This window comes from Parapedobacter sp. ISTM3 (assembly GCF_016533505.1).
GTDB classification, from domain to species: domain Bacteria; phylum Bacteroidota; class Bacteroidia; order Sphingobacteriales; family Sphingobacteriaceae; genus Parapedobacter; species Parapedobacter luteus.
Map to the genome: position 1 here is coordinate 1 of NZ_JAENGN010000057.1, position 1017 is coordinate 1017.

Annotated in this window: 2 protein-coding genes and 1 pseudogene; all 3 read left to right on the forward strand. The window is 54.6% G+C overall.

The window, feature by feature from the left end:
• Positions 1-351, forward strand: a 351-nt coding sequence (locus JHJ32_RS22560) for a type IX secretion system membrane protein PorP/SprF (protein ID WP_200122988.1), incomplete at its 5' end; no start/stop codon positions are given.
• Between the two features lie 40 nt (positions 352-391).
• On the forward strand, positions 392-700 hold the full coding sequence (locus JHJ32_RS22565) for a hypothetical protein (RefSeq protein ID WP_200122990.1): 309 nt from the start codon (positions 392-394) through the stop codon (positions 698-700).
• Positions 690-1017 (forward strand): annotated as a pseudogene (locus JHJ32_RS22570) (hypothetical protein); the annotation flags it as partial. The gene JHJ32_RS22565 and the pseudogene JHJ32_RS22570, both read left to right, overlap by 11 nt.

Genomic DNA, 1017 nt, shown 5'->3' on the forward strand with positions numbered 1-1017 from the left:
ACGCGGTTGCGCCCCAGCCTCTTGCTGAAAGAGGACTTCAAAGGGCCGACGAGCCTGGACCTGAACGCGATGTTCGTCTTCGGGGACCGTTTCTGGATCGGCGGCGGCTGGCGGACCGGCGTGACGGTTTTCAAGAAGAATTACGAGCGTTTTACGGGCAATGCGCTGAACCGGCGGAACTCGGTATCGGCCATCACGCAGCTTTACGCCACGCCGACGCTGCGCATCGGGTATTCGTACGACCATATCCTGAGCCAGCTGAGCAGCGTGCAGAACGGTTCGCACGAGGTTACGCTGGGCATCACCTTCGGCCGGCGCGACCAGCGCCTGCTGAGCCCGAGGTTTTTCTGAGCCGTTTCACTGAATGTACACGGAGGTATAACGTATCACGATGTTATTGGAGAAGCTTGCCTTATTTCTCGACGGGAAACGCGGGTTCCGCTATGTCCGGCGTGACTACCAGATGGAAATCTGGTTGTCGGACAGGGAGGAACTGCCCGTTGTGGTATCCTATCTCAATAGCTGCCGTTATATCATTTCCCTGCGTGATTTCGTCTATGAGCTGCGAGACGAGGAACGGGCATACCATTATATTATTCGGGTTTTTTTCCATATGGATCGAATTTCAATTGATTATAACGTGATGAGGAGGAAGCTTCCTGCCTCCTCTGATGAGAAGCAAACGAGTTATGAAAGATAAACTACTGACTGGCATCCGTTTTTTTGCCACCACATTTCCAGCAATCATCGTCATGATGACAAGTGCGGCCGTGTACGCTCAGGAGCAACCCGGTCTGCGCGACCGTGCGGATCAGGCATTCGGCAGGTATGAATACGCCAATGCAGCGGCGCTCTATTTGAAACTGGCGGATGCGAAAAAGCCGCGTGTGGCGGATGTGGAGCGGCTGGCTTATTGTTACAGCCAGATGAAGGACTACGAGGCTGCGGAAAACTGGTATGCGCGTGCAGTGGCGATGGAGGACAGCGCTCCGGAAAGCTTATTCCAGTATGGCCAGG

Coding starts and splice junctions, on each gene's coding strand:
- JHJ32_RS22565 (WP_200122990.1), top strand. CDS start 392: ATGTTATTGGAGAAGCTTGCCTTATTTCTCGACGGGAAACGCGGGTTC.